The organism is Tardiphaga sp. (genome assembly GCF_028290785.1).
Taxonomy (GTDB): Bacteria; Pseudomonadota; Alphaproteobacteria; order Rhizobiales; family Xanthobacteraceae; genus Tardiphaga.
On the sequence record NZ_JAQGJD010000404.1, the window covers coordinates 1 to 2,722 of the forward strand.

General features: G+C 63.7%; 3 protein-coding genes and 1 pseudogene. 2 read left to right on the plus strand and 2 right to left on the minus strand.

Annotated elements, in window-relative coordinates; translation table 11 throughout:
• Window positions 1-266: 266 nt before the first annotated feature.
• Window positions 267-392 carry a DnaT-like ssDNA-binding protein gene (locus JWR89_RS26315; RefSeq protein ID WP_366143014.1) on the minus strand — a complete coding sequence of 42 codons (126 nt, stop codon included), beginning with the start codon at window positions 390-392 and terminating at the stop codon, window positions 267-269.
• On the minus strand, window positions 389-616 hold the full coding sequence (locus JWR89_RS25560; RefSeq protein ID WP_299720998.1) for a hypothetical protein: 228 nt from the start codon (window positions 614-616) through the stop codon (window positions 389-391). Before JWR89_RS25560 ends, JWR89_RS26315 begins: the two co-directional genes overlap by 4 nt.
• On the opposite strand from JWR89_RS25560, the gene JWR89_RS25565 reads away from it, so the two are divergent.
• Both JWR89_RS25565 and JWR89_RS25570 read left to right on the plus strand, forming a co-directional pair.
• The gene (locus JWR89_RS25565; protein WP_299720999.1) at window positions 610-1,200 is read left to right on the plus strand and encodes a hypothetical protein; all 591 of its coding nucleotides are present in this window, start codon (window positions 610-612) and stop codon (window positions 1,198-1,200) included. The two genes, JWR89_RS25560 and JWR89_RS25565, sit on opposite strands and share 7 nt — an antisense overlap.
• A gap of 231 nt (window positions 1,201-1,431) precedes the next feature.
• Window positions 1,432-1,712: pseudogene (locus tag JWR89_RS25570) on the plus strand (alpha/beta hydrolase); the annotation flags it as partial.
• Between the last annotated feature and the right edge of the window lie 1,010 nt (window positions 1,713-2,722).

Below are 2,722 nucleotides of genomic sequence, written 5' to 3' on the forward strand. Positions count from 1 at the left end.
TCACGAACTGAAGACTCACATGTTGCCTGTATGACCTCTGGCGGCACAACATTTGATGCGAGATAATCGTACCCCTGCGACCCGAGCTGATCGTCGCGATCGGTTGGATAGATGAAGCCGATGCTGCGGCCGTTGTCAGGCACAAAATAGTAGGAGCCGATCCGCGGCCATTCAACGGCTTGGGCGCGTCGGTTGCTTCGATATCCTGAAAAACCGATTACGATATCTGTCGGCGTAAGCCGTCGCTCGACGAAGCGCCTGTTCGATCAAGGCTCTGTGCTCGCCACAGTATAGTCGAGCCCGCGCCCGTCGGCGTACGTCCTGAAATCGGCGACGGAGACGTAGGACTCGGCGTTCGCCTTGCCGGTCCCGTCTTCGATAACCAAGGTCACTGGGCGGCTCGCGCTTCAAAGGCCATGGCGATGTGCGCCTTCGCCTGCTCGGCGGTCGGCTCACCTTCGTAGCCGAGGTCTTTGGCAAGCTTCACTTGAGTCTTCCAGTGCAGATCCTGCCAATCGTCCGGGATTTGAGGCCCGATCTCCTGGACCGTCGTTTCCGCGATCTCGACCTCGGCCGCCTGAAGCTGTTCAAGGCGGGCGACGCCGGGCTGTGCCATACGACGTTAAGCGCCAGGTCCGCTGCATCGCGGTGATCGACGCCGCGACGAAGATAAGCGTTGGACGGACCTTGGGGCGTTCTGCCCTCACGGGCATCGGCGCTGCCATCTTCACCGGACGCCATGCGGCGCTCGGCGGGGCCATCCTCGACTACAGGTTCGCCGGAGACGAGACCATCGAGACGGTCGCCGGCCTGATCGTCTTTTCGGACTTCTCATCCTTGGTGTTCGGGTGTGATGCGGCGCATTACGAAAAGCTCTGCGCATTGATGCCCCCCGAGGTGGTCTCGGAAGAGCATGCCGAAGGGACTGCCGAACAGCTCGGTAGGATAAAGCGCATGGCGGATGACGGACCTCGCGTCCTTGCGGAAATGGATGAAGCCGTCGCCAAGGCGCAGAAGACCGTCGACGGGATGACCCTGCAGGCGGAGGAGGGGTCATCCTTCGCCGAACGCGACGAGGCAAGGCTGCAGTTGGCGGGCCTGTCGGAGCAGCTTCACGACGCCAAGGCGATGTCAAACGCCGTGCGGCAGCTCGTCGCCAGCCGAAATCAGGATCGCATGAAGGGCATCGGCGTCGCATAGCGGCCTTCGGGAGAGGCAACGCGGGGCCACCGACGAGGCCTCACGGGCGCCGGTCGGCCGAACGGACGACTGATATCGCTCCTTCCGGAGCGCGCGCGGGAAACGTGGAACGGGTGGTCGGCCGAGCTGCTCCCGATCGCGGCGCGAGGTGGCTTTATGCTCGGAATCGGGTGTGATATTCGTATAACTTCGAGCGACGGGGCGTAAGGTCGAGACGACGCAAGGAATGCAATGAACGTGTTGGCGCGTAATAACGTACAGGTCACGGGCCGAGGCGAGCGGGCCATGGTCTTCGCGCACGGTTTTGGCTGCGACCAGAACATGTGGCGCTTTGTGGCTCCCCAATTCGAGGACGACTTCAAGGTTGTATTGTTCGACCATGTGGGAGCCGGCCGCTCTGACCTGTCTGCCTATGACCGCGAAAGTATTCCACCCTGTCCGGATATGCCGACGACGTGGTCGAGATCGGAGAGGAACTGGCCCTGAAGGACGCCGTGTTTGTCGGCCACTCCGGAATTCGGGCGCAAGCGCCTGTGACGACCCCGCGCCGCCGAACAACCCCGGCTCCGCGTGGCGAAGGACATCCAGGTTCAATCCCGCGGCCTCAATCCTAAGCGAAAGCGATCCTTGGTCGGAGCGGACCGCGCGCAGACGAGGCGGCGGTGGGCGGCGATCATGCGGAACGCCGACCGGCACCAATCCGCACGAGTCGAAGTCGCCCTCCACTCCGCCCGGACTAATCGGCACGATGCGCACGAATTGCACGGTCCGAAGAGCACGCGGCAAGGGAGCCCGGAAGACCGCCCGTCCGTCGCTTGCGACCTCGACCGGATTTTCGCTGATAAGGCGGAAGACCTTTCTCGTTGCGGGACCGGCGATCTCGCCCGCCAGCGCCCGCTTGACACCGGCGCCGGCGATATTGGCCCGCGTCGGCCCGGCAAGACTAAGACCCGCAGCGTCGGCGATGTAGACGCGGTGTCGCTGCCCGGGACGGGCCGGCTAGGTCAACGCGATCTCCGCTTCCGTCGCTGGCCCGGGGCGGCTCGTCCAGATCAGTCCGTAGCCGAACGGACCAAAGCTGCGCGAGCCGCGTCTCCCGCACGATCGCCAGCCGGCGAGCGCGAAATCTCCTGTCTGACCTCGCCGATACGCCCGGAGGTCCCTCATCGTCGCGCGCCATGTGTCAAGTATCGGGGTCAACGCGTCCCGCATCGAGTTTCGGATCGCCAGTTACTTGACGGCTGCCAGCTTCGCGAATTGGCGGCCGTCCGCGATCTCGACGATCGCCGGGCCCTTCGGGCCGAAGAACTTCAGCGCCATCTTGGGACCTGTAAGCCCAGCGTAGAGACGAGGACGTACGCTGGATAAGGCCGGCGTGCCGGCCATCCGGTGAGACGCTTTATGCGTACGTCCCATTGACGGATTCGCGTACCCGCTTCGAGCGGTGACGCGACGAGAAAGCTCGGGCGAGGATCTCGAAATCCGCCGACGGCAAGGGACGTCCGAACAAGTAGCCCTGGTA